The organism is Neomegalonema perideroedes DSM 15528 (assembly GCF_000374145.1).
Classification (GTDB): domain Bacteria; phylum Pseudomonadota; class Alphaproteobacteria; order Rhodobacterales; family Rhodobacteraceae; genus Neomegalonema; species Neomegalonema perideroedes.
The window spans coordinates 1279267-1303098 of sequence record NZ_KB893653.1; the positions used below are offsets into that span (position 1 = coordinate 1279267).

22 protein-coding genes are annotated in these 23832 nt (G+C 67.2%); 7 read left to right on the plus strand and 15 right to left on the minus strand.

The features are described from left to right. Positions 1–29: 29 nt before the first annotated feature. The gene (locus B161_RS0106025) at positions 30–734 is read left to right on the plus strand and encodes a zinc-ribbon domain-containing protein (RefSeq protein WP_018632467.1); all 705 of its coding nucleotides are present in this window, start codon (positions 30–32) and stop codon (positions 732–734) included. Positions 735–893: 159 nt separating this feature from the next. Beyond that, positions 894–1358, plus strand: a complete 465-nt coding sequence (locus B161_RS19150; protein ID WP_026310226.1) for a hypothetical protein — start codon at positions 894–896, stop codon at positions 1356–1358. Here the strand turns inward: B161_RS19150 and B161_RS18685 are convergent. Beyond that, entirely contained in the window at positions 1261–2064 is an 804-nt protein-coding gene (locus B161_RS18685; protein ID WP_018632469.1) for a PAS domain-containing protein, read from the minus strand. The two genes, B161_RS19150 and B161_RS18685, sit on opposite strands and share 98 nt — an antisense overlap. A gap of 234 nt (positions 2065–2298) precedes the next feature. Between B161_RS18685 and B161_RS0106040 the strand changes: the two genes are divergently transcribed. From B161_RS0106040 to gltA, 3 genes are all read left to right on the plus strand, one after another. Further along, entirely contained in the window at positions 2299–3729 is a 1431-nt protein-coding gene (locus tag B161_RS0106040; protein WP_018632470.1) for an FAD-binding oxidoreductase, read from the plus strand. Positions 3730–3816: 87 nt separating this feature from the next. Further along, positions 3817–5232, plus strand: coding sequence for a glutamate--tRNA ligase (gltX, locus tag B161_RS0106045; RefSeq protein WP_018632471.1), 1416 nt, complete (start codon positions 3817–3819; stop codon positions 5230–5232). A 142-nt stretch (positions 5233–5374) separates the two neighbouring features. Next, on the plus strand, positions 5375–6667 hold the full coding sequence (gene gltA, locus B161_RS0106050) for a citrate synthase (protein ID WP_018632472.1): 1293 nt from the start codon (positions 5375–5377) through the stop codon (positions 6665–6667). A gap of 73 nt (positions 6668–6740) precedes the next feature. On the opposite strand, the gene B161_RS17020 is transcribed toward gltA, so the two are convergent. Continuing rightward, complete coding sequence (locus tag B161_RS17020) at positions 6741–7304, minus strand: GNAT family N-acetyltransferase (protein WP_018632473.1); 564 nt, start codon at positions 7302–7304, stop codon at positions 6741–6743. Between the two features lie 259 nt (positions 7305–7563). Here B161_RS17020 and B161_RS0106060 point away from each other — a divergent pair, with 259 nt between their 5' ends. Further along, positions 7564–8160, plus strand: a complete 597-nt coding sequence (locus B161_RS0106060; RefSeq protein ID WP_018632474.1) for an HNH endonuclease — start codon at positions 7564–7566, stop codon at positions 8158–8160. A gap of 10 nt (positions 8161–8170) precedes the next feature. Here the strand turns inward: B161_RS0106060 and B161_RS17025 are convergent, their stop codons facing one another. The 6 genes from B161_RS17025 to B161_RS0106090 form a co-directional block, all read right to left on the minus strand. After that, positions 8171–8644, minus strand: coding sequence for a disulfide bond formation protein B (locus B161_RS17025; RefSeq protein WP_018632475.1), 474 nt, complete (start codon positions 8642–8644; stop codon positions 8171–8173). A gap of 2 nt (positions 8645–8646) precedes the next feature. Beyond that, entirely contained in the window at positions 8647–9240 is a 594-nt protein-coding gene (locus B161_RS0106070; protein WP_018632476.1) for a YqaA family protein, read from the minus strand. Next, positions 9241–9882 carry a phosphoribosylglycinamide formyltransferase gene (purN, locus tag B161_RS0106075; protein ID WP_018632477.1) on the minus strand — a complete coding sequence of 214 codons (642 nt, stop codon included), beginning with the start codon at positions 9880–9882 and terminating at the stop codon, positions 9241–9243. It abuts the gene before it with no gap. Beyond that, the gene (gene purM / locus B161_RS0106080) at positions 9879–10949 is read right to left on the minus strand and encodes a phosphoribosylformylglycinamidine cyclo-ligase (RefSeq protein WP_018632478.1); all 1071 of its coding nucleotides are present in this window, start codon (positions 10947–10949) and stop codon (positions 9879–9881) included. Before purM ends, purN begins: the two co-directional genes overlap by 4 nt. Before the next feature lie 162 nt (positions 10950–11111). Then, the gene (locus tag B161_RS18690) at positions 11112–11768 is read right to left on the minus strand and encodes a hypothetical protein (protein ID WP_018632479.1); all 657 of its coding nucleotides are present in this window, start codon (positions 11766–11768) and stop codon (positions 11112–11114) included. Positions 11769–11821: 53 nt separating this feature from the next. Continuing rightward, positions 11822–13534 (minus strand): tyrosinase family protein, encoded by a 1713-nt coding sequence (locus B161_RS0106090; protein ID WP_083922892.1) that lies wholly within the window; start codon positions 13532–13534, stop codon positions 11822–11824. A 253-nt stretch (positions 13535–13787) separates the two neighbouring features. Here B161_RS0106090 and B161_RS0106100 point away from each other — a divergent pair, with 253 nt between their 5' ends. Next, entirely contained in the window at positions 13788–14396 is a 609-nt protein-coding gene (locus B161_RS0106100) for a LysE family translocator (protein ID WP_018632482.1), read from the plus strand. Here the strand turns inward: B161_RS0106100 and gstA are convergent. The 7 genes from gstA to B161_RS0106135 all read right to left on the minus strand — a co-directional run bounded on the left by gstA (position 14393) and on the right by B161_RS0106135 (position 23818). After that, positions 14393–14998 carry a glutathione transferase GstA gene (gene gstA, locus B161_RS0106105; RefSeq protein ID WP_018632483.1) on the minus strand — a complete coding sequence of 202 codons (606 nt, stop codon included), beginning with the start codon at positions 14996–14998 and terminating at the stop codon, positions 14393–14395. The genes B161_RS0106100 and gstA overlap by 4 nt on opposite strands. 80 nt (positions 14999–15078) lie before the next feature. After that, positions 15079–16851 carry a dihydrolipoyl dehydrogenase gene (gene lpdA / locus B161_RS0106110; RefSeq protein WP_018632484.1) on the minus strand — a complete coding sequence of 591 codons (1773 nt, stop codon included), beginning with the start codon at positions 16849–16851 and terminating at the stop codon, positions 15079–15081. Between the two features lie 19 nt (positions 16852–16870). Continuing rightward, positions 16871–18226 carry a dihydrolipoyllysine-residue acetyltransferase gene (gene aceF / locus B161_RS0106115; RefSeq protein WP_018632485.1) on the minus strand — a complete coding sequence of 452 codons (1356 nt, stop codon included), beginning with the start codon at positions 18224–18226 and terminating at the stop codon, positions 16871–16873. Positions 18227–18271: 45 nt separating this feature from the next. Then, positions 18272–20938, minus strand: a complete 2667-nt coding sequence (gene aceE / locus B161_RS0106120; RefSeq protein WP_018632486.1) for a pyruvate dehydrogenase (acetyl-transferring), homodimeric type — start codon at positions 20936–20938, stop codon at positions 18272–18274. Continuing rightward, entirely contained in the window at positions 20935–21618 is a 684-nt protein-coding gene (locus tag B161_RS0106125; RefSeq protein WP_018632487.1) for a LutC/YkgG family protein, read from the minus strand. Before B161_RS0106125 ends, aceE begins: the two co-directional genes overlap by 4 nt. Further along, the gene (locus tag B161_RS0106130; RefSeq protein ID WP_018632488.1) at positions 21615–23051 is read right to left on the minus strand and encodes a LutB/LldF family L-lactate oxidation iron-sulfur protein; all 1437 of its coding nucleotides are present in this window, start codon (positions 23049–23051) and stop codon (positions 21615–21617) included. Before B161_RS0106130 ends, B161_RS0106125 begins: the two co-directional genes overlap by 4 nt. After that, the gene (locus B161_RS0106135; RefSeq protein ID WP_018632489.1) at positions 23048–23818 is read right to left on the minus strand and encodes a (Fe-S)-binding protein; all 771 of its coding nucleotides are present in this window, start codon (positions 23816–23818) and stop codon (positions 23048–23050) included. The genes B161_RS0106130 and B161_RS0106135 overlap by 4 nt, the downstream gene beginning before the upstream one ends. Positions 23819–23832 lie beyond the last annotated feature (14 nt).

Sequence of the window (23832 nt, forward strand, 5' to 3'; positions counted from 1 at the left end):
GACTCCCGAGCGCGAAAGGGGTTTCGCCTATGATCGTCTCCTGTCCGGAATGCCGCGCGCGCTTCATGGTGGATGATTCCCTCTTCCCGCCGCGCGGAAGACGGGTGCGCTGCTCCTCTTGCGGCAAGGCCTGGTTTCAGCCCGGGGCCGTCGCCGCGAGCGCCGCCGCCGCGAATCTTGAGGCGGCGCCCGCGCCGCCCGGCGCCGCCCGCGCCGGAGGCGACGGCAAGCTGACGGGCTGGCTCTTCGCGGGATTGGGGGCTCTGGTGGCGGTTCTGGCCGGGGCCTACGCCTTCGCGCCGCAATTGGCCGCGCGGGCGCCGGCTTTGGCGCCGGCGCTCGAATCCTATCGGGCGGCGGTGGGCTTGGGCGCGGGGGCGCTCGGCGGCGGAGGCTCCGGCGGCTTCGAGGGCCGCCATTTCAGCGTGGTCGACGCGATGTATTCCTATGAGGATCCCGCCGAGGAGGAGATCGCGGCGGCGGGCGCGCCGCGCTTCGTGATCATTTCGGCCAGTCTGGCGAATCTCGACGTCAAGCCCCATCGGACGCCCCGGATCAAGGCGACTCTGCGCGACGCGCAAGGCGCCTTGGCGGCGGAGGTCTATATGGGGCCGCTGGAGGAGAAGCCTCAGATCGGCCCGCGCGAGACGGCGCATTATTTCTTCCGCGCGCCTCTGCGCGAGAAGCGCGAGGTCGAGGTGACGCTGAAGGCCGTGGAGTCGGCGCGGCCCTAGAGCGCGATCCGAAAATTTTGAAAGACTTTTCGGAGAAATCGCGCGACCGGCGAAGAGGCCCTAGGGCGATCCTGTAAAATTCTCCGTAAATTCCGCGCGGGTCTTCAGAATCCGCGAGGAGGCGCCGCCCTATCCTGTCCGAAAGATGGAGGACGGGGGATGATCCGTTTCATAAGATTCCTCCCGAAGAGCCTGCGGCGGCTAGGCGTCGCGGCGGCCCTCGGGAGCCTCATGGGGGGAGCCTGCCACGCCGAAGGCGCGGCGGGACGTCAGGAGGCGGCGGGGCGCGATTCGCGGCTCGCCATGCGCGCGCCGCTCTCGAAGGAGACGGCCGCGCGGCCTCCGGCCTCGGCCCTCCACGCCGCCCAGACCGCGCATGAAGCGGCGGAGGCGGCGGCTCTGGGGGCTTTGGAGGCCGACCGCCTGCGTCAGGCCGAAGCGGCCCGCAAAGGCGTTCTGGCGCTGCTGGTCGCTCTGGCGCAGGGCGGACCGGAATCCGCCCTCTGGGCCGAGTCGGGGCGCGGGCTCAGACCGCGTCGGACTTCACGAGCCGCAGATGGCCGCGATCCCGCAGCGCGGAGTCCTTCGCGGCGCCGTCGCCCTCTTCGAGGCGGAAAGGCCTGAGGCCGCCCGGCTTGCGTCCGCCGTCGATGGCGGTCAGCACCGGGGCGCTCTGGAGCGCGCGGAAAGGCGGCGAGCCCCGGAAAGGATCGCGCGCGGGATCGCGCGGCGGGGGCGCGCGGAAGGGGTCGCGTCTGGCTTGCTCGGGCGCGGCGGCGGGGCCGGGGCGCGTGAAGAGCCGCTGCGCCGGGAGATCCTCGGCGGCCTCGTCCGAATCGATGGGATAGAGATTCACCGCGTCGACCCAGTGATGGATGGGGTCGTAGACGTTGGCGAAGGCGCGCTCCTCGCCCATGTAATAGCCGCAGCCGAGGATGCGCGTCAGTTCGTCGCGGTCGGAGCGGAGCGGCATATAGAGGAATTCGGCGCTGTAGACGAAGCCGCCGCGATTCTCCACCGTGCAGGCCACATGGCCGATGGTCGGGCCGCTGACCACCCGCAGGATGAGGTCGCGCACCTTGGCGCGGTCCTCGCCATGCCAGAGCGCCAGAGCGCTCATGCCGCGCAGCTCCATCCCGAAGGCTTCGCAGAGCCGCGTCCCCGCGAGGCGGAAACGGATGTTGTCGGCGTTCTGCACTTCGAGGATAAACGTGCTGTCGAGCAGCGGGGCGATCTCTCGTGGATCGACCTCGTTGCGTCCAGGGGCCAGACGGCCGTCGCGGAGGGCGTTCCAATAATCATAGAGCGCGCGCGTTTTCGGGTGTCTCATGCTCGTTCTGCCCCAAGATCAGACGTTTTCCGATGCTTTTACGAGAAGCCTTTCCCGAGCCTTCGCAAGCTTTGTGCCGAAAAACGCCGTGATCTTGCCATGATCGGGCGGGAATGGAAAGATCTTCCCGTGGCCTCCCCCCAAAATGAAACGCTTCAGATGATGATTTGTAAACGTCATATCTGAACGACGCGGCTGCAAGCCTTTGAATTTCCCAAATGAGGAATGGAACTCATGAATTTGTGCGAGCCTACCGAGGATTTCCTCTCCGCCGCGAAAAGCCTGCTCGGCGATGCGGGGTGGCGCGCCGGAGCCGAGGCCGCAGGCTATCTGACCGAGCCGCGCGGATTGTATCAAGGCAAGGCGGCGCTGGTCGCGCGTCCCAACTCGACGCAACAGGCGGCCGATCTGGTGCGGCTCTGCGCCGGGGCGCGAGTCGGGATCGTGCCGTGGGGCGGCGGCACGGGTCTGGTGGGCGGGCAGGTCAAACCTGCGGGCCCGACGCCGGTCCTCCTGTCTCTGGAGCGCCTGAACCGCCTGCGCTCCGTCTCGCGGGCCGACGAGGCCATGACGCTGGAGGCGGGGGCGACTCTCGCCGCCGCTCAGGCCGCCGCCGAGGCCGAGGACCGGCTTTTTCCGCTCAGCCTCGCCTCGGAGGGCAGCTGCACGGTGGGCGGGATCCTCTCGACCAACGCCGGGGGCGTGCAAGTCCTGCGCTACGGCAATGCGCGGGATCTCTGCCTCGGGCTGGAGGTGGTCACCGCCCAAGGCGAGATCTGGGACGGGCTCTCGCCTTTGCGCAAGAACAACACGGGCTATGATCTGCGCCATCTCTTCATCGGCGCCGAGGGGACTTTGGGGATCGTCACGGCGGCGACGCTGAAGCTCTTTCCGCGTCCGAGGGCTTGGGCGACGGGATTCGCGGCTCTGGCTTCTCCGGCGGCGGGTCTGGCGCTTCTGGCGCGGGCTCAGGCGGCCAGCGACGGCGCGGTCTCGGCTTTCGAACTCATGCCCGCTTTCGGTCTGGATCTCTCTTTGCGATTCAATCCGGGAACGACTTCGCCTTTGGAGGCTCCGGCGCCTTGGATGGCGCTGGTGGAGATCTCCGGCGCGCGGCCCGAGCCTGTGGCCGAGGCGCTCGAAGCGGCTTTCGGCGCCGCTTGGGAGGCCGGAGAGATCACGGACGCCGCCGTCGCCGCCAGCGAGGCCCAGCGTCAGGCCCTCTGGCGCTTGCGCGAAAGCCTCTCCGAGGCTCAGAAGCTGGAGGGCGGCGGAATCAAACATGACGTCTCTTTGCCGCCGCGCCGCATCCCGGAGTTTCTGGAGCAGGCCGCCGCGCTGATCGAGCGCCTCGCGCCGGGCGCCCGGCCTTGCCCCTTCGGGCATATGGGCGACGGCAATCTGCATTATAACGTGCTGCCGCCGAGCCTCGCGGAGAAAGCCCCCTTCCTCGCCCGCTGGAGGGAGATCAGCGAGGCGGTGCATGATCTCGTCCTGAGCTATGGCGGCTCGATCAGCGCGGAGCATGGAATCGGGCGGCTCAAGGCGCAGGAATTGGCCCGCACCGCCGATCCGGCGAAGATGGCGATGATCCGTCGGATCAAGGGGGCTCTGGATCCTCTGGGGATTCTGAATCCCGGCGTCATCCTGCCGGAAGCGCTCTGATCCCGCCCGCGGAGCCTCGGCCGCCCTCTTTACGCGCCCGCCCTGCGGCGATAAGACCCCCGGACCAACCCTTGAGGAAATTCCGTCATGACCGCCGCTTCTTCGCCGCTCGTCTGCCGTTTCGCGCCTTCGCCTACGGGCTATCTGCATATCGGCGGCGCCCGGACGGCCCTCTTCAACTGGCTCTACGCGCGAGGGCGGGGCGGCAAATTCCTCCTGCGCATCGAAGACACCGACCGCGCCCGCTCCACGCCCGAGGCCACGGAGGCCATCTTCAACGGTCTGAAATGGCTCGGTCTGGACTGGGACGGCGAGGCGGTTTCGCAATATTCCCGCGTCGAGCGCCATCGGGCGGCGGCCCGCGAGCTTCTGGAGAAAGGCGCGGCCTATCGCTGCTATTCTCCGCCTGAGGAGATCGACGCCGCCCGCGAGGCCGCCAAAGCCGAGGGCCGTCCTCAGCGCTTCGACAGCCCCTGGCGCGACGCCAAGCCTGCGGATTGGCCCGCCGACAAGCCTTGGGCGGTGCGCATCCGGGCTCCCCGCGAGGGCGCGACCGTGATTCAGGACCATGTTCAGGGCGAGGTCGTGATTCAGAACGAGCAGCTGGACGACATGATCATCCTGCGCTCGGACGGCGACCCGACTTATAACTTCGCCGTGGTGGTCGACGACCACGACATGGGCGTGAACCTCGTCATGCGCGGGGTGGATCATCTGACCAACACCGCCCGCCAGAGCCTCGTGTATAAGGCGATGGGCTGGGATCTGCCGGAATTCGCCCATGTGCCGCTGATCCATGGGCCGGACGGCGCGAAATTCTCCAAGCGCCACGGCGCCCCGGCGGTCGAGAATTACCGCGACATGGGCTATCTGCCCGAGGCCATGCGCAATTACCTCGCGCGGCTCGGCTGGAGCCACGGCGACGACGAATTCTTCTCCACCGCGCAGGCGATGGAGTGGTTCAATCTCGAGTCGCTCGGCAAATCTCCGGCGCGCTTCGACTTCGCCAAGCTGGAGGATCTGAACGCCCGCCATATCCGCGCCGCCGAGGACGAGCGGCTGGTTCAGGCCGTCGAGGAGCTGCGCGCCCTGCGCGGCGAAGCGCCGATTCCCGCCGGGAAACGCGAACTCCTCCTGCGCTCCATGTCGGGGCTCAAAGAGCGGGCCCGCACGCTGGCGGATCTGGAGGATTCAGCCGGATATGTCTTGAAAGACAGGCCCTTGGACCTAGACGAAAAAGCCGCGGCCCTGCTCTCCCCCGAGGCGAAAGCGCGCATCGCCCGTTTGACTTCGCTTTTGCAGCATGTTAGCGAATGGACAGCGGAGAATTTGGAAAGCGCCGTGAAAGATTATGCCGAGGCGGAGGGGATGAAGCTCGGCAAAATTGCGCAACCTCTGCGCGCCGCCCTGACGGGACGCAGCGTCTCTCCGGGCGTTTTCGAGGTCATGGAAGTTTTGGGCCGTGCGGAAAGCCTCGCGCGGCTGGAGGCGCAGGCTTCTTGAAGCTCCGGCGAGGCCGCAGGGCTGGGGAAGATGCGTCGGTTGAAGATCCGCGCCGGATTCGTCCGGCGCGCGAGACTGCGGCGCCGCGCGACTTCATGGCGCGCGCCGGGGGAGCGCCCGCATCTGCTAGGGAGAAGCCTTGATGCCTGACTCGAAAGCCGCCATCTCCTATGGCGAAACCAAGACTGAAGCTCCGGTTCTGTCCGGCTCCATCGGTCCTTCCGTCATCGACATCCGATCTCTCTACGCCCAAACGGGCTGCTTCACTTACGATCCGGGCTTCACTTCGACCGCCGCCTGCAAATCCACCATCACCTACATCGACGGCGACAAGGGCGAACTTCTGTATCGCGGCTATCCCATCGATCAGCTCGCCGATAAGAGCAATTATCTCGAAGTCTGCTATCTGCTGCTCTACGGAGAGCTGCCGACCCAAGCCCAGCTGAAGGATTTCGAGCAGCGCGTGACGCGCCACACGATGATCCATGATCAGATGCAGTATTTCTTCCGCGGCTTCCGTCGCGACGCGCATCCGATGGCGGTCATGTGCGGCGTGGTGGGCGCGCTTTCGGCCTTCTATCACGATTCGACCGACATCAACGACCCGGTTCAGCGCGAGATCGCTTCGATCCGGCTCATCGCCAAGATGCCGACCATCGCGGCGATGGCCTATAAATACTCCATCGGCCAGCCCTTCATCTATCCGAAGAACGAACTGAGCTACGCCGAAAACTTCCTGCATATGTGCTTCGCCACGCCCTGCGAGGAATATAAGGTCAATCCGATCTTCGCTCACGCCATGGACGTGATCTTCACGCTCCACGCCGATCATGAGCAGAACGCCTCCACCTCGACGGTGCGTCTGTCGGGCTCTTCGGGCGCCAATCCCTTCGCCTGCATCGCGGCGGGCGTGGCCTGTCTCTGGGGCCCGGCCCATGGCGGCGCCAACGAGGCGGCGCTCAACATGCTCCGCGAGATCGGCACCCCCGACCGCGTGCCGGAATACGTCGCCAAGGCCAAGGACAAGAATTCGGGCTTCCGCCTGATGGGCTTCGGCCATCGCGTCTATAAGAATTACGACCCCCGCGCCAAGGTCATGCAGCAGGTCGCCAAGGACGTGCTCGCGCAGCTCGGCGCTTCGGATAATCCGATCCTTCAGGTCGCGCAGGATCTGGAGAAGGTCGCGCTCTCCGATCCTTACTTCATCGAGAAGAAGCTCTATCCGAACGTTGATTTCTATTCGGGCATCATCCTGAACGCGATCGGCTTCCCGACCTCCATGTTCACGGCGATCTTCGCTCTGGCGCGCACGGTCGGCTGGATCGCCCAGTGGAAGGAGATGATCGAGGACAAGGACCAGAAGATCGGCCGTCCGCGTCAGCTCTACATCGGCGCCCCGCAGCGCGATTACGTCGACCTCAAAGCGCGCGGCTGAGCCTCGCAAGGCTTCATGAACGAAATCGAAGCCCCGCGCCTGTCCGGCGCGGGGTTTTTCATGCCGGAGGCTCTCAGCCCTTCGCCAATCCTTCGAGCCGCGGCGGCTCTTCGCCGAGGCCCGCGCGCGGCGAGCGGCGGTCCATGATCGCCACGTCGCGCCAGCGCCGGTAAGCCGGATGTTCGTGATAGCCCATGCGCTCGCGGATTCCGAACAGCCTGAATCCGAGGCCCTCATGCAGCCGGATGCTGGCGCGGTTCTCGGCGAAGATCAGCCCCGTGACCAGCCATGCGCCCGCCGCGTCGGCCTCCTCCAGCGCGGCCCCGAGCAGCGCCTTGCCGAGCCCGCGCCCTTTGGCCTGAGGCGCGACGTAAATCGTATCCTCCAGCACGCCCGCATAAAAGGGGCGGGAGCTGGTCGGGCTGAAGCCCGCATAGCCGAGGATCTCGCCGTCGTCTTCGGCCACCAGCCGTCCGAAGGGCGGGCGGGCGGCGAACCAATCGGGCCACCAGCTTTCGCGCTCCGGGATTTGGGTGAAGAAGGTGGCGTCGCCGCCGAGGATTCCGGCGGCGTAGACGGCGTGCACGCCGTCGCGGTCGTCAAACGTCATCGGGCGGAGGCGGGGCCGCAGGCGCATGGTTGGATCTCCTGATCCGTCTTGGCTTCGTCATGAGCGGGGCGGAGACTGAATCTCAGGCGCAAGATGCGGGCTGCGCCGAATCGTGGCTCCTTCGCAGCAGGAACAACAAGAAAACACTCCTGCGTCCATGCGTGATTTGACCGCAGCGAAGGGGCGCGGTAAAAAGAGTTCGGGGACGCTTGTCCCGATCAGGGATGGCGCTCCGGTTTTTCGCCCGGAACGGTCCGGGCTTCTTGTTGCTCAGAGGCTCCCAGAAATGTCCCTTTCCGCCGCCGCCGCCGCTCTGGCCTTCGCCCGAAGTCCGGCCGCGCTGCGCGATCATCCGGCTCTTGTGCTCAACGCCGATTACCGGCCGCTGTCCTATTTTCCTTTATCGCTCTGGTCCTGGCAGGAGGCGGTGAAGGCGGTGTTTCTGGATCGCGTCTTCACCGTGTCGGAATACGACTTCGAGATCCGCAGCCCCAGCTTCGCGATGAAGCTGCCGAGCGTGGTTTGTCTGCGCGATTACGTGAAGCCGGCCAAGCATCCGGCCTTCACGCGGTTCAACCTCTTCCTCCGCGACGAGTTCCATTGCCAATATTGCGGCGCGGTCGGCGAAATGACCTTCGACCATGTGACGCCCCGCGCCCGCGGCGGCAAGACCACATGGGAGAACGTCGTGGCGGCCTGCCCCTCCTGCAATCTGCGCAAGGCGGACAAGGCGCCGGACGCGGTGGGCCTGCGGCTTCAGCGCAAGCCCGTGCGGCCTTCGGCCTCTCAATTGCAGAACATCGGGCGCAAGTTTCCGCCCAATCATCTGCATGAGAGTTGGATGGACTATCTTTATTGGGATGTGGAGCTTGAAGCCGAATGACGGCCCGCCCTCACCCGGCGGGCCTTATTTTTCTCAGGGTCGAAAAGGCGAGAAAAGCCAGAACCAGAGAAGCGAGCCCATTCCAATTGGCCATGCTCAGGCCGAGATAGGGGTCTTTCCACGCGATTTCGTCGCAGCGAGGGGCGACGTTCGCGCCGGAGAGCAGCGCAGCCGGATCGAAAGTCCCGGGCAAGCCGCCCGAGCAGGCCGATCCCCAGTATTTCAGCTCCACGCCGGAGTGAAACCCGGCGATCCCGGCGTTCACCAGAAAGGCGAAGCCCGCCAGAAAGGCCAAAGCCACGCCGACCCGCCGCCCCACCGACCGGCTGGCGAGGAAGCTCAGAACCGCCGCCGCGCCCAGAGCGTAACGCTGCTGGATGCAGAGCGGGCAGGGGTGCAGCCCCCAGAGATATTGCGAGGCCAAAGCCCCGCCGAGCATCGCCGCCGCGATCAGCGCGGCGAGGGTGAGAATCGGTTTGGCCATCTTCAGGCGCTCCCCGCCAGATATTTCAGGGCGACGAAACCGCCGACCACCAGAATCGTGAAGATCGTGGCGACCAGAGTCAGGCGCTTTTCGATAAAGGCGCGCACCGGCTCTCCGAACCACCAGATCAGGGCGCAGGGAATATAGAACCTCGTGGCGCGGGCGAGAAGGCTCGCCCAGATGAAATCGAAGAGATTCATGCTCATGGCGCCCGAGGCCACCGTCACCACCTTGAAGGGGATGGGCGTGAAGCCGCCCGCCAGAATCACCGCCCAGATTCCATTGCGGTCGTAGAAGGCCCGGAACTCCTCGAATTTCGCGCCCGCTCCGTAAAAATCGAGGATCTTCATGCCCCATGTGTCGAAGAGCGCCGCCCCGATCCAATAGCCGAAGAGCCCCCCCAGCACCGAGGCCAGAACCGCCACCGTCCCGATCCGCCAAATGCGTTTGGGCTGAGCCAGCGCCATGGGAATCAGCAGCACGTCGGGCGGGATGGGAAAGAAGGAGCTCTCCGCGAAGGAGACTCCCGCCAGAGCAGGCAGGGCGCGGGGCCCTTCGGCCTGCTTCATGGTCCAGTCGTAAAGGCGACGCAGCATTCAGGATTCCGCGAGATCGGCGCGAAGGACGACCGGCTCGCCAAGGACGCGTTCGCCCTGAACGCTCAGGCGACCGGAGGCGAAGCGCCTCAGAACCTCCGGATAGAGCCGATGCTCCTGCGCCAGCACCCGCGCGCCGAGGCTCTCGGCCGTGTCGCCGGGCAGAGCCGGAACGGCGGCCTGTCCGAGGATCGGCCCCTCGTCCATGGCGGGGCGCACAAGATGCACCGTGCAGCCATGCCATAAAACCCCCGCCTCAAGCGCCCGCTCATGCGTATGGAGGCCCTTGAAGCTCGGCAGAAGCGCGGGGTGGATGTTGAGGATCGCGTCCGGCCAAGCCTCGACGAACCAAGGCGTCAGCAGGCGCATATAGCCCGCGAAGGCGAGGATCTCCGCCCCCGCTTCGCGCAGCTTGGCGTCGAGCGCGCGCTCATGGGCCTCACGGTCGCCTTTGAAGGGGCGATGATCCACGGACTCGGCGCGCAGCCCCGCCGCGCGGGCCTTCTCCAGCCCCCCGGCCTCGGGATTATTGGCGAGGACGAGGGCGATCTCGAAAGGAGCTTCGGGCTCGGCGGCGGCGCGGATCAGCGCCTCCATGTTCGAGCCGCGCCCCGAAATCAGGATTCCGATCCGCCGTTTCACGCTTCGGCCTCGCGATAGACCACGCCCGCCGCGCCCGCCGGACGGGGAATCATGCGGCCGATCTCGAAGACCGTCTCGCCTTCGGCGGTCAGCAGCGCCCGCAGAGCTTCGGCGCGGGCCGGATCGACGATCAGCGTCAGCCCGATCCCCGAATTGAAGACGCGCAGCATCTCCTCCGGATCGACGTCGCCGGTCTGCTGAAGCCAGTCGAAGACGGGCGGACGGCTCCAGCTTCCAAGTCGGATCTCGGCGCTCAGCGCCTCGCCGTAGACGCGGGGGACGTTCTCCGTCAGGCCGCCGCCGGTGATATGGGCCACGGCCTTCACGCCGCCCGCCTTGATCGCCGCGAGGGTCGATTTGACGTAGATGCGGGTGGGGGTCAGCAGAGCCTCGCCGAGGCTCCGGCCCGGAGCGAAGGGGGCGGGCGCCTCCCAGCCGAGGCCCGAGCGCTCGACGATCTTGCGCGCCAGCGAAAAGCCGTTGGAATGGACGCCCGAAGAGCCCAGCCCAAGGATCACGTCCCCGGCGCGGAGCTCGACGGGCAGCAGAGCGTCGCGGGCCACGGCGCCCACGGTGAAGCCCGCGAGGTCGTAGTCGCCTTTCTGATAAAGCCCCGGCATTTCGGCGGTCTCGCCGCCGATCAGAGCGCATCCGGCTTCGGCGCAGCCTTTGGCGATCCCCTCGACCACGGCGCGGGCGGCGGCCACGTCGAGCTTGCCGGTCGCGTAATAATCTAGGAAGAACAAAGGCGTCGCGCCCTGAGCCACCAGATCGTTGACGCACATGGCCACGAGGTCGATTCCGACGCCGTCATGAATCCCGGTGTCGATGGCGATCTTGAGCTTGGTGCCCACGCCGTCGGTGGAGGCGACGAGGATCGGATCCTCGAAGCCCGCCGCCTTGAGGTCGAAGAGCGCGCCGAAGCCGCCGAGGCCGCCCATCACGCCGGGCCGCTTCGAGGCGGCGGCGGCGGGGGCGATGGCCTTCACCAGAGCGTCGCCCGCGTCGATGTCCACGCCGGAATCGCGGTAGCTGAGGCCCTTGCGGGTTTGGGGATCGGCGGTCATGCGGAGGCTCCCGGGCGGTCTGAAGCAGGATAAGGCCCCCAAAGGGGCGCGCGGTGGGCGCGCCGGAGAGCTATCCGATTCCAAGCCCTCCGCCAAGACCGGAGGCGCGCGGGCCGGACCATGGGGCGATCCGCCACGCCGCCGCGCCATGGTAGGGGCGGCTCACTGCGGCGTTTCGAGGCCCATGCCCAAAAGCCGCAGCTCGAAGGGCGGAGCCGCCCCCGCGCCCGCGCCAAGATCCACCGGAATCAACGTGACCTCCGCCGTTTCGGGCGTCACGGGCCCGATGCGCCCCAGAGTCTCGCGCAGAGGCAGCCGGAAGCGCGAGCCCTCGGCCTCCGGCGAGATGGGGAAGAAGCTGACGACGCCCACGTAATGCGGATCCTCCGTGGAGGTCGCGGGCGTGGCGTCGGGTTTGTTCAGAAAGACGCGCACCGCCGGAGCCGTCGCGGCGGCGGCTTCGAGATCGGCGAAATGCAGCTCCAGAACCGGATCGGCGGGCGCTTCGGGAGAGGCCGCAGGCGGCGCGGCGGCCGGAGCCTGCGAAGCGGCGGCGGAAAGCCGACCGGGCGCCGTCGCCTCCGGCGCGAGGCGGAAGGTCGCGGGGGCTCCGGCGCGCAGGCGCGTCGGATCGGCCGCCGCCGAGGCGGGGGCGGCGAAAGAGGAGGCCGCCGCAGCCTCCGGCGCCGGGCTCGCGGCCGGGCTCGCGAGGGAGGCGGGCGGCTCCGCCGAGGGCGCGCGGCTGTCCATCGCCCAAGCGTTCGAGGCGGCGCCCAGACCCAAAATCAAGGCCGCCGCTCCAGAAATCCGACCATTCATCAGAATCTTCCTCCCTGAAAGCCCGTCGAAGCTTCAGATGTGGGACGCGCGGCTCAGAGCGCAAGCACCTCCGCCTGACGGGCGTAGAACTCCGTTCCGGCGAGCGGACGGCCCTGCACGTCCACCGGCATGAGCTGGATGTCCGCTTCGGCGCCGCCCCCAGCCCCTCCCAACGCCCCGCCGACCCGGCGCAGGACTTCGGCGGCGTCGAGCAGATAGGAGGCCTTGAGCCCGTTGGTCGAGCAGACTTCGGCGGCGAAGCGCGTCTGGAAGAAGCCGAAGGAGCCCACGTAATGCGGATCGCTGACCGGAGTTTCGGCGGTGAGGTTCGGGTGGTTCACGAAGACGCGCACGATCACGTTCTCATTGACCGGCGGCGCGTCGATCTGCGCGATGCGGATCAGGGCGCGCTCGGGATTGGTCAGCGCCGCCTCGGCCGCGACCACGGGAGGCGCCGCCGCGAGGAATCCCGCAGGCGCGGCGAAGGTCGCGGCGCGGGCCAGAGGCGCCGCCGCGACGGGAGCGGCGATCTGGGCGCGCAGGCTATGGGGGCGGCCCGCCGTGACGGGCGCGTCGTTGAGCGCGGAGGCCGCGACCACCGGCAAAGGCGCCTCGGGCGCGAGGCTGGAGAGGTTTTGCGCCGTGGCGCGCCGTCCCGCGAGGCTCGGGGCTTCGGCGGTGGCGGTCTGGTCGTAGCGATAGCCCAGACCGGCGATGGAGGAGACGCCGCCCGAAGTGTCGGTCACGCGGTTTCCGGAGCGGTCGAAGAAATCGCGGAAGGGCAGATCGCGCCAGGCGGCGTCCGTCGGGTTCTGGCCGCCGCGCTGGCTCCAGACCTCCCAGAGGCGGTCCACATTGGCGTGATGCAGCCAGAACAGCGGATCGACCGGCGCGATGAAATTGGCCATCTCGCCGCCGACGAAGACATGGATGTGGTTATGGGGCGCGGCCTCCAGAGGGCCTTGCGAGGCTTGGTCGCGTTGTCCGCCCGCGCGGCCGCTGCCGAAGACCTCGAAATTGCGCTCGCCGAGGATGCGCTCCACCACGGCGGAGGAGACCATTTCCGCAGCGGCCGAGGAGGTGGGGCCGGCGGCGCGGCCCGCGAGGAAGAGCGGGCTGGCGGCGTCGAAGAATCCTGCGGGAATCCGCGGATCGCGCGACCAGTTCCAGTAAGGCAGGGCGAAGCCCTCGTCCTGAATCATCTCGCGGCAAATCTGCTCGAAGCGCTGCACATAGGCGCGATGCCAAGGCAGGAACCACCAATTCCCATGCGGGCAAGCCTGAAGATGGATCGTCGCCTGAGCGTTCCAGTTGCGCGGATCCGAGGAGGGCAGGGCCTTCATGCGCCGCACGGCTTCGGCGTAGGCCAGCATGATGGGATGGTTCGCGCCGAGCGCTCCGGCGTCCTGACGGGTGCGGTTCGCGCCGGAAACCGGATTAGCCGGGGTGGGCGTCGGCGTGGGGGTCGGCGTCGGCGTGGGAGTCGGCGTCGGGGTGGGAGTCGGCGTCGGGGTGGGAGTCGGCGTCGGGGTGGGGGTCGGCGTCGGGGTCGGCGTCGGGGTCGGCGTCGGGGTCGGAGTCGGGGTCGGCGTCGGGGTCGGCGTCGGGGTCGGCGTCGGGGTCGGAGTCGGGGTCGGAGTCGGAGTCGGGGTCGGAGTCGGCGTCGGAGTCGGAGTCGGAGGAACGCCGGGCTGGCAGGCGGCCAGACCCAAGGCCGCGCCGCCGCCGCCGATCTTCAGGATTTCGCGTCGGGAAAGCCGCGCCATGATCTCGCCCTCTTGTGGTTCGCCCTATTCCAAAGGTCAGGGCAAGCTAGGCGATGTCGCTTTCTGGGTCAATTTTCGCTTTACGCCATAAGCCGAGACCGGAGGAACCGAATCCGTCCCGACGCCCTGCGTCCTTCGCCCGTCTCGCGGAGGAATCCGCTTCACAGGCCGCGGCCGGAGGTCTATGCCCTCCCGGACGCGAGCCCGAAGCCGAAAGACGGGTCTTCGGCTCGCCTGCCGGAAAGCCCGCTCCATGAATTTCGACCTTTACGCGCCGCTGGTCGGCTACGCCGTGGCGGCCTCCTTCACGCCAGGCCCGAACAACACGATGCTCGCCGCTTCGGGCGCGCAATTCGGCTTCGCCCGCACGAGGCCCCATCTCTTCGGGGTGGGGCTCGGCTTCGGCTTCATGATCTTTCTGGTGGCGCTGGGTTTGGGCGGCTCCGTCGCGCGGCTGCCTTGGCTGAATCTCGGCATGACCCTGATCGGAGCGGCCTTGCTGCTCTGGATGTCCTGGCGCATCGCGAGCGCCCCCGTCGACGCGGAGGAGGAGGCCCGCGCCCGCGCGCCTCTGACCTTCCTGCAGGCGGCGGGCTTTCAGTGGATCAATCCGAAAGGCTGGACCATGGCGCTCGCGGTGGCGGGCGGCTACGTCAGCGGCGCGGCGCCTCTGCGCGAGGCGGCGATCTGCGCCGCGATCTTCGCGCTGGTGGGAATCCTCTCGGCGGGGAGCTGGGCCGCTTTCGGCGTGAGTCTGCGCCGCTGGCTGGTCAATCCGCTGCGGCGCAGGATCTTCAACGTCTCGATGGGCGCGCTTCTGGCGGGCTTCGTGATCTATGGGACGATCAAGGCCCTCGCTTAGGCCAGCCCTTCGGCCTTGAGCGCCGCCTGCACCGCCGGACGCGCTCCGACCCGCGCCCGATAGGCTTGGATCTTCGGATAGGAGGAGAGGTCGATCTTCAGCGGAATCGACCAGTTCAGCACCACGAAGAGATAGGCGTCGGCCACGGTGAAGCGCTCGCCGAGCAGATAGGGCCGCCCGTCGCCCAATTGGCCCTCGACGCTCTCCAGCCGCCGGTTGAGCGTCGCGAGGGCCTTGTCGCGGGCCTCCGGCGCCATGGGGCGAAAGAGCGAGCCGAAAGACTTATGCAGCTCCGAATTGATGAAGCTCAGAGCCTCGGTCAGCCGCGCCCGGGGCAGAGGCGCGTTCTCGGCGCCGATCCCCGCCTTGGGGTGGCTCTCGGCGAGATATTGCAGGATCGCGACGTTCTCGGTGAGGATCTCGCCGTCGTCCAGCGCGAGGGCGGGCACATAGCCGTTTTCATTGATCTCGGCGTAATCGGCGCCGGTTTCGTCGCGGCCGGAGGCGGTGTCCACCTTCACGGCCTCATAGGGCAGGCCGATCTCATGCAGCGTGATGCGGCTCGCGAGCGAGCAGGCGCCGGTCTTGTAATAGAGCTTCATGGCGGGTCGGGTCCTCAAAATGGGAGAGCCGCCCCGGATCGCTCCGGAGCGGCTCTTATCTAGGCTCTGAACGGACAGGCTCAAGCCTTCTTTTTCTTCGGCGGGATGAGATCGGTGATGGTGCCCTCGAACATCTCGGCGGCCATGGCGAGGGTCTCCGAGAGGGTCGGATGCGGATGCACCGTCAGACCGATGTCGCGGGCGTCGGCGCCCATCTCGATGGCGAGGGCCGCCTCCGCGATGAGGTCGCCCGCGTTGGGGCCGACGATTCCCGCGCCGAGGATTCTTTGCGTCTCCTCGTCGAAGAGGACTTTCGTGATCCCCTCGTCGCGGCCCAAGCTCAGAGCGCGCCCCGAAGCCGCCCAAGGGAAGACGCCCTTGCCATAGGCGATTCCCTTGGCCTTGGCCTCGGTCTCGGTGAGCCCCGCCCAAGCGATCTCCGGATCGGTGTAGGCCACCGAGGGAATGGTCTTGGCGTCGAAGGCCGCCTTATGCCCCGCCGCCACTTCCGCCGCCACCTTGGCCTCATGAGTGGCCTTATGCGCCAGCATGGGCTGGCCCACGATGTCGCCGATGGCGAAGATATGCGGGACGTTGGTCCGCTGGTCGCGCCCGACGGAGATGAATCCGCGCTCGTCCACAGCCACGCCCGCCGCCTCGGCCTTGATGAGCTTGCCGTTGGGCTTGCGGCCCACCGCCACGAGAATGCGGTCGAAGACGTCGCGCTCGGGCGCGCCGCCGCCCTCGAACTTCACCACGAGGCCCTCGGGAGTCGCCTCGATTCCGGCGACCTTGGCCTTGAGGAAGATGTTCTCGAACTTCTTGGCCATGCGCTTGCGCAGAGGCTCGACGAGATCGCGGTCGGCGCCGGGGATGAGCTGATCCATCAATTCGACGATGGTGATCTGCGTCCCGAGCGCGGCGTAGACCGTCGCCATCTCCAGACCGATGATCCCGCCGCCGATGACGAGCATCCGTTTCGGCGCGCTCTCCAGAGCCAAAGCTCCGGTGGAGTCGAGGATGCGCGGATCCTCCGGCGCGAAGGGCAGACGCACCGGCTCGGAGCCCGCCGCGATGATCGCCTGCTCGAAGACGATGGTCTGCGTCGAGCCGTCTTCGGCGGTGACGGTCAGCCGATGGGGATCGGCGAAGGCGCCGGAGCCCGCGACCACCTGAACCTTGCGCCCTTTGGCGAGGCCCGCGAGTCCGCCCGTCAGGCGCGAGACGACGCTTTCCTTCCAGCCGCGCAGCTTATCGACGTCCACGGCGGGCGCCCCGAAGCTGACGCCATGAGCGGCCATCTCCTCGGCCTCCGAAACCACCTTGGCGGCGTGGAGCAGAGCCTTGGAGGGAATGCAGCCCACGTTCAGGCAGACGCCGCCGAGGGTCGGCCAGCGCTCGACCATCACGACCTTCTTGCCCAGATCCGCCGCGCGGAAGGCGGCGGTGTAGCCGCCGGGGCCCGCGCCGAGGACCAGCACTTCGGCGGAGATCTCCCCCGCCTTGGCCGCCGGAGCCTGAGAAGGCGCGGCGACGGGCGCAGGCGCCGGAGCGGGGGCCGCTTTCGGCGCTTCGGCTTTAGGGGCCTCCGCTTTCGGCGCGGGAGCCGCGCCCGCCGCCTCGCCCTTGAAGAGGGCGATGACGGAGCCTTGCGCCACCTTGTCGCCGAGCTTCACCGTCACGCTCTCGACCACGCCCGCCTGAGGGGCGGGAACGTCCATGGTGGCCTTATCCGATTCCAGCGTGATCAGCGGGGCGTCGGCGGCGACTTCGTCGCCGGGCTTCACATGAATCTCGATGACCGGGACGCCGGAGAAGTCGCCGATGTCGGGAACCTTGATTTCAATCGACATGAAGAATGCTCCCGATGTGTCAGAGAACCAGACGACGCACGTCCTCGACCGTCACGGCCAGCGCCCGCGTGAAGCGAGCCGCCGCCGCGCCGTCGATGACGCGATGGTCGTAGGAGAGGCAGAGCGGCAGCATCAGGCGCGGAACGAATTGCTCGCCGTCCCAGACCGGGGCCATCTTCGAGCGCACCACGCCGAGGATCGCCACTTCCGGGGCGTTGACGATGGGGGTGAAGTTCGTTCCGCCGATGCCGCCGAGGCTGGAGATGGTGAAGCTGGCGCCCTGCATCTCCTCGGGCTTGAGCTTGCCTTCGCGGGCGCGGGCGGAGATGTCGCCCAGCTCCTTGCTGATCTCGACGATTCCCTTGCGGTCCACGTCGCGGACCACCGGAACCACGAGCCCGTCCGGCGTGTCCACGGCCACGCCGATATTGTAATATTTCTTATAGATGAGCGACGCCTTATCCGGCGCGAGCGAAGAATTGAAGTCCGGGAACTCCTTGAGGACCTTCACCGAAGCCTTCATCAGGAAAGGCAGCAGCGAGATGCGGTAAGGCGATTTCTTATCGGTCTTGGCCGCGTCGTCCAGCTCCTTGCGATAGGCGTCGATCCCGGTGATGTCGGCTTCGTCCGTATGGGTGACATGCGGGATGTTGAGCCAGGCCCGATGCAGGTAGGGCCCGGAGATCTTCTTGATCCGGCCCAGAGGTTTGGTCTCGACGGGGCCGAATTTGCTGAAGTCCACGGCCGGGATCTCGGGGATGCCCGAGCCGCCCTGAACCGGCGCCGCCGCAGGAGCCGCAGCTCCGGAGCCGACGAGGAAGCCTTTCACGTCGGCGGCGACGATGCGGCCTTTCTCGCCGGTGCCTTTGACCTTGGTGAGGTCGACCTCAAGCTCGCGCGCCAGACGCCGCACGCTCGGCGAGGCGTGGACGCCGGAGAAATCCGCCAGAGCGGGCATGGGCAGGCCGCCCCGGATGGCGGGCAGAGCGTCGGAAGCGGGAGCGGGGGCCGCCGCAGCCGGAGCGGGCGCCGGGGCGCTCGCCACAGGGGCCGGAGCCGCCTTGGGAGCTTCGGCCTTGGGAGCGGGGGCCGCCTTGGGAGCTTCGGCCTTGGGAGCGGGGGCCGCGGCGGCGGCGCCCGAGGCTTTGAGGCGCACGAGGGGCGCGCCCTCGCTGACCTTGTCGCCCACCTTGACGAGGATCTCGGCGATCTCTCCGGCGGCGCTGGAGGGCGCCTCCATGGTGGCCTTGTCGGATTCCAGCGTGACGAGGGGGGTGTCGATCTCCACCTTCTCGCCGACGCTCACCAGAATCTCGATGACGGGGACGTTCTTGAAATCGCCGATGTTCGGGACTTTGACTTCGATGTCGGACATGAAACGGGTCCTCTGCGCGAATGAATGTTCAGGCGGATTCGGACGTCACGTCCGGGCCGGATTGGCCTTCTCGGGGTCGATCTCATATTTGCGGATGGCCTCGGCCGCGAGCTTGGAGGCTACGCGGTTGTCCTCGGCCAGAGCCTTCAGCGCCGCCACCGCGATGAAGCGGCGGTCCACCTCGAAGAAGGCGCGCAGCTTGCGGCGATAATCGGAGCGGCCGAAGCCGTCGGTGCCGAGCACTTTATAGCGCCCCGGCACCGCCGGACGGATCTGATCGGCGAAGAGCTTCATGTAATCCGTGGAGGCCACCACCGGCCAGTCGCCGCGCGTGGCGAGCTGCTGGGTCACGAAGGGGATGCGGGGCTCCTCCAGCGGATGGAGCAGATTCCAGCGCTCGCAGTCGAGGAAGTCGCGGCGCAGTTCGGTGAAGCTGGTGACGCTCCAGACGTCGGCGGAGACGCCGAAATCCTTTTCGAGCATCTCGGCGGCCTCCAGAGATTCCCGCAGGATCGAGCCCGAGCCCAGAAGCTGCACCTTCTTCGCGCCGCGCTTCTTGGCGCCCTCGCGGATGAGATGCATGCCGCGCCGGATGCCTTCCTCGGCGCCTTCGGGCATGGCGGGATGCGGATAATTCTCGTTGAGCAGGGTGAGGTAGTAAAACACGTCCTCCTGCTCGCCGATCATGCGGCGCAGGCCGTCCTGCACGATCACCGCCACCTCATAGGCGAAGGTCGGATCATAAGAGACGCAATTGGGGATGGTCGCCGAAATCAGGTGGCTGTGGCCGTCCTCATGCTGGAGGCCCTCGCCGTTGAGCGTGGTGCGCCCCGAGGTGCCGCCGAGCAGGAAGCCGCGCGCGCGCATGTCGCCCGCCGCCCAGGCGAGGTCTCCGACCCGCTGGAAGCCGAACATCGAATAATAGATGTAGAAGGGGATCATCGGCTCGTTGGAGGTGGAGTAGCTCGTGGCGGCCGCGATCCAGCTCGCCATGGCGCCCGCCTCGTTGATGCCCTCCTGAAGCATCTGACCCTGAGGCGTCTCCTTGTAGTAGTTCATCTGATCGGCGTCTTGCGGCTTATATTTCTGCCCGACCTGACTGAAGATGCCGTATTGGCGGAACATGCCCTCCATGCCGAAGGTGCGGCTTTCATCGGGCACGATGGGCACGACCCGCTTGCCCAGCGACTTATCGCGCAGCAGCGTGTTGAGGATGCGCACGAAGGCCATGGTCGTCGAGATCTCGCGCTCGCCGGTGCTGGCGAGCTGGGTCTCGAAGGCCGAGAGCGGCGGAATCTCCAGTTGAACGTCGGTCTTCTCGCGGCGCCCGATGGGGCCGCCGAGCGCCTCGCGCTGGGCGAGGTAATATTTCATCTCCGGGGAGGCGGGATCCGGCTTGATGAATTTCAGGTCTTTGACCTCCTGATCCGTGAGCGGAATCTGGAAGCGGTCGCGGAATTGCAGCAAAGCCTCGTCGCCCATCTTCTTCTGCTGATGGGTGATCATCTGGGCCTCGCCCGCCGAGCCCATGCCGTAGCCCTTGACGGTCTTGGTGAGGATCAGCGTCGGCTGGCCCTTATGCTCGGTGGCGGCCTTGAAGGCCGAGAAGACCTTCAGCGGATCATGGCCGCCGCGCGTGAGCTTCCAGATCCGATCATCCGTCCAGTCGGCGACCATGGCGGCGGTTTCGGGATAGCGGCCGAAGAAATGCTCGCGGATATAGGCGCCGTTCTTGGATTTGAAATCCTGATATTCGCCGTCGACGCATTCCTCCATGAGCTGGCGCAGACGCCCGGTGACGTCTTTGGCGAGGAGTTCGTCCCATCCCGAGCCCCAGATCACCTTGATCACGTTCCAGCCCGAGCCGCGGAATTCGGATTCAAGCTCCTGAATGATCTTGCCGTTGCCGCGCACCGGGCCGTCGAGGCGCTGGAGGTTGCAGTTGATGACGAAGATCAGATTATCGAGCTTCTCGCGCCCCGCGAGGCTGATGGCGCCGAGCGATTCCGGCTCGTCCATCTCGCCGTCGCCCATGAAGGCCCAGACCTTGCGATTGGCGGTCTGCGCGAGGCCCCGGCCCTCCAGATAGCGCAGGAAGCGCGCCTGATAGATCGCCATCAAAGGCCCGAGGCCCATGGAGACGGTCGGGAATTGCCAGAAATTCGGCATGAGCCAAGGATGCGGATAGGAGGAGAGGCCCTTGCCGTCCACCTCCTGACGGAAGTTCAGCATCTGCTCGTCGGTGAGGCGGCCCTCGATATAGGCGCGGGCGTAGATGCCCGGCGAGCTATGGCCTTGGATGAAGAGCAGATCGCCGCCATGGCCCTCATGAGGGGCGTTCCAGAAATGCGAGAATCCGGTGTCGTAGAGCGTCGCGGCGGATTGGAAGCTGGCGATATGGCCGCCCAGCTCCGAGGATTCCTTATTGGCCTTCAGCACCAGAGCCGCCGCGTTCCAGCGGACGATGGAGCGGATGCGATGCTCAAGCTCGCGGTCGCCGGGGTGATGCGGCTGATCTTCGGGGTCGATGGTGTTGATATAGGCGGTGTCTGCGGCGAAGGGGATGCGCGCCCCGTTGCGCCGGGCCACCTGCACGGCGGCGGCGAGCAATTCGTCGGCGCGGTCGGGGCCTTCGAAGGCGATGACCGATTCGACCGCCTCCTCCCATTCCCGGATCTCGGCCGGATTCGTCGTCTCGCGGTCAGTGGTCATGGTCGAACCTCCTCCAGCCGCCCTTGGGGGCGATCTTCGATCAGGATGACGTGCAGAAAACGCGGGCCATGGGCGCCGCGCACATAGGAACCTTCGATATCCGAAGTGCCGCTGGCGCCGGTCATCAAAATGGCGTTGCGCGGCGGGGCTTCGGTCGCGGCGGCCTCGGCGTAATCCTCAAGCCGGGCGAGGACCGTCGAGGCGCGGAGCGCCAAAATCAGATGAAAGGGCAGGAACAGATTCAGGATCCGCGCATCCGGCCCCGAATTCAGCGCCACCGAACCCGTCTCCGAGATCCCCCAGCGCCCGAGCGCCAAGGTTATGGCCTCGTCGGGGGCGGCGTGGTGATGGATGTCGAAGCCCGCCCAGCTCAGAGCGCGCAGCTCCGCCTGAGGCTGAAGGCAGAGCCGGAAGCCCAGCTTATTCGCCGCCATATAATCGCGGAGCGCGGCGGGCAGATCCCGCATGTTCTCGATCCGCTGGATGGTCGCGGCGGCGGCGAAGGCCGGGCTCCGGATCTTGGCGATGAAGGCCGCCGCCGGATCCCCGGGAGGCGGCGGACGCGCCGGATCGAGATTCTCCAAGAGCGCGGCGGCCTCCGCCGCAATGAGGGAGGGCGCGGCGGGCGGCGCCTTCAGAGCCCGACGAACCGCGCCGAGGATGTCTGCGCGGGCGCTCATGAGCGCTTCCCCGCCTTATATTGCGCCATGAAGCTTCCGCCGCGCGGAGGCAAGGGGAAATCGCGCTGATCCGTCCATGCGCCGAGCAAAGGCGCCTTTTCGATCCAGCCCTTTTTCCCAAAGACCCGCAGCACGGGCAGAGCCATCTTCACCCCCAGCCGATAGAGCCAAGGCCGCTTGGCGGCGAAGGCCCAAAGCCCGATTCCGGCCCGCACGGTGGTCGGCTCCAGACCCTCGCGCCAGCTGCGGATCCGCCAGCCGCGCAGCAGAGTCGGGAGCGGAATCTTGACCGGGCAGACCTCGGCGCATTTGCCGTTGAGCGTGCAGGCGTGGGGCAGGGCGCGGGATTCCTTCAGCCCTTGCAGGACGGGAGTCAGCACGGCGCCCATCGGCCCCGGATAGACTCCGCCATAGGCGTGGCCGCCGATCTGGCGATAGACCACGCAATGATTCATGCAGGCGCCGCAGCGGATGCAGCGGAGCATCTCCTCAAGCCCTTCTCCGAGCATCTTCGTGCGCCCGTTGTCCACGAGGACGACATGCATTTCTTCGGGGCCGTCGAGATCGCCGGGGCGCTTCGGCCCGGCGTGGAAGGTGGTGTATTGGGTGATCTCCGCCCCGGTGGCCGAGCGCGCCAGCAGACGAATGAGCGTCATGGCGTGGGCCAGCGAGGGGACGAGCTTCTCAATCCCCGCCGTGACGATATGGACGCGCGGCGGCGTGGTGGTGAGTTCGGCGTTGCCTTCATTGGTCACGGTGCAGACCGCGCCCGTATCGGCGATGAGGAAATTCGCGCCGGAGATTCCCACATCCGCCCCGAGGAACTTTCCGCGCAAAACCCGCCGCGCGCTTTCGACCATCGAAGGCACGTCGTTAGGGTCTTGCGGCGCCTGATGATGCTCGGCGAAGAGTTCGGCCACCTGCTCGCGGGCGATGTGCATCGCGGGCCAGACGATATGCGAGGGCGGGTCTCCCGCGAGTTGCACGATATGCTCCGCGAGATCGGTCTCCACCCGCTCGATTCCGGCCTCGGCCAGAGCATGCGGGAGGCCGATCTCCTCGCCGAGCATGGACTTCGAGCGCGTGACCGAGCGCGCCCCCGCCTGACGACAAATCTCGATGGCGATTCGACAGGCTTCGTCGGCGTTGCGCGCCCAATGGACCTTGGTCCCCAAAGCCTCCGCCTGAGCGGCGAAGCTTTCGAGATAATGATCCAGATGTTTGAGGGTGTGGTCTTTGATGGCGGCGCCCTTGACGCGGGCGGCCTCGAAGCCGGGGAAGCCCGCCACCGCCGCGCCGCGTTTGGCTTCGGCGTTGCCCGCCGTGCGGTCGAGGGCCAGTTTCAGCCGGGGCGCGGCCAGAGCCTCCGCCGCCTGAGCCTTGAACAGCGCCGGACGGCGCGTGTCGTGATGGAGCTCGGGCGCGGCGCTCATGCGGCGCCCTCTTCGCCGAGGGCCAGAGATTTTTCGCCCTCTGCGAGCAGTTCGGCGGCGTGCATCACGCGGATTTTCGCGCCGCGCCGCCGCAATTTGCCCGCCATGTTCATCAGACAGCCGAGATCGCCGCCGAGCAGCAGATCCGCCCCGGTGCTTTCGACCTTGGCGGCTTTCTCGGTCGCCACGGCGTTGGAGATGGCGGGATATTTCACGCAAAAGGTCCCGCCGAAGCCGCAGCAGACCTCCGAGCCGGGCAGAGGCCGCATCTCCAGCCCCTCCACCGCCGAGAGCAGCTTGCGGGGCTGCGCCTTCACATCCAGATGCCGCAGCCCGGAGCAGGAATCGTGATAGGTCGCCGAGCCATGGAAGGCGACGCCCTCCGGCCGCCATTTGCGGACGTCCGTGAGATAGCTGAAGAGCTCCCAGGTCTTGGCGGCCATGGCCTCGGCTTGGGCGCGGCGGGGCGTTCCCGGCGCGAAAAGCTCGGGATAATCGCGGATCGTCGCCGCGCAGGAGCCCGAAGGCGCCACGACATGCTCATAAGGCGCGAAGGCGTCGATCACCCGCTCGGCCATGTCGCGCGCGGATTTCTCGTCGCCGGAGTTCCATCCGGGCTGTCCGCAGCAGGTCTGCGCCATGGGGACCTCGACGACGCAGCCCGCGCGCTCCAGCAGCGCGACGGCCGCGAAGCCCGTCCGCGGACTCATGGCGTCCACAAGGCAAGTGACGAACAGGCCGATCCGGGGCCGTTCTGCGCTGGTCATGCCGTCCTCTCCCC